The 1,022-nt window shown below is 34.0% G+C and carries 1 protein-coding gene; it reads right to left on the bottom strand.

Features of this window, described 5'->3' with window-relative positions; all coding sequences use genetic code 11:
• Positions 1 to 615: 615 nt before the first annotated feature.
• The coding region (locus N2Z58_09435) for an HD domain-containing protein (GenBank protein ID MCX7654880.1) at positions 616 to 1,022 on the bottom strand (407 nt) is incomplete at its 5' end.

Raw genomic sequence — 1,022 nt, 5'->3', positions numbered from 1 at the left:
CCAAATTTGAACTGAAAGATAAAGGATTTCTATATTTCGTATATAATTATATCACGTTTACACAAAATATTGCAATTGCATAGAAGAAATATTAATTTCTTCAACTTTCTTTAGATTCGAATGGAAACATATATTTTGAAAGTAATAATGGGACTATGTATGGTATTACACCGGTCAATGAAATTATGTGGAGAGTGAAAGTTTCAAACTAGGTAGTTTCAATTCCGACTACAGGTCCAGATTCTACAGTATACATAGATTCGATTCGCTCAACGAAATATTTTACGTTATAGATAAACTCGGTTACATAAAATGAATTTAAAACAAACGAAGAGATATATGGCACATCACCTATTGATGTGAATGAGAATATTTATATTCCATCGAAAGATAAAAATGTCTATACTTTGGACAAAAATGGTTTGGTCCTTTGGGTGTTCCTTACTCAAGGTGAAACATTTTCAAACCTGATGTGAAAAATTATCCTGGCTTTGTCAACTTCCGTTGACCAGAGTTTAGGTAAAACCAGCGAGACATAGGAAGAAAAGTTTATTTACTAAAAAACCTCCCCGCATATGCGGGAAGGTCTATTTTGAAAGCTATGTATTTTGGTTGTTATTTTCTTACCTCATCTAACTGAGCAGCTAACCTCGACTGAGCAATAGAAGTGAATAATTTTTTGTGCTTTAGTAATATTTCAAGAAGATGAGAATCAAAGTGTCCGTTTTCATCGTCTGTCATAATCTTTATAGCTTCTTCGGAAGTAAATTCGTTTCTATAGGACCTTCGTGTTGTAAGTGCATCAAAGACATCTGCAATTGCAACGATTCGTGCGGTTAATGGTATTGCGGTTCCTTTCAAGCCGTCTGGATAACCTGTTCCATCCCACCTTTCATGATGCCATCTTGTAACTTCGTGACAGATTCTAATCAATGAATTATTGGGATATTTTTTCATAAGATTCGAAAAGATCTTTGCACCTTCTGTTGAATGTTTTTTCATTAACTGATATTCTTCAGGGG

Origin of the sequence: Fervidobacterium sp. (genome assembly GCA_026419195.1) — a bacterium.
Taxonomy (GTDB): domain Bacteria; phylum Thermotogota; class Thermotogae; order Thermotogales; family Fervidobacteriaceae; genus Fervidobacterium.
This window is presented reverse-complemented; position numbering and strand designations above follow the sequence as displayed.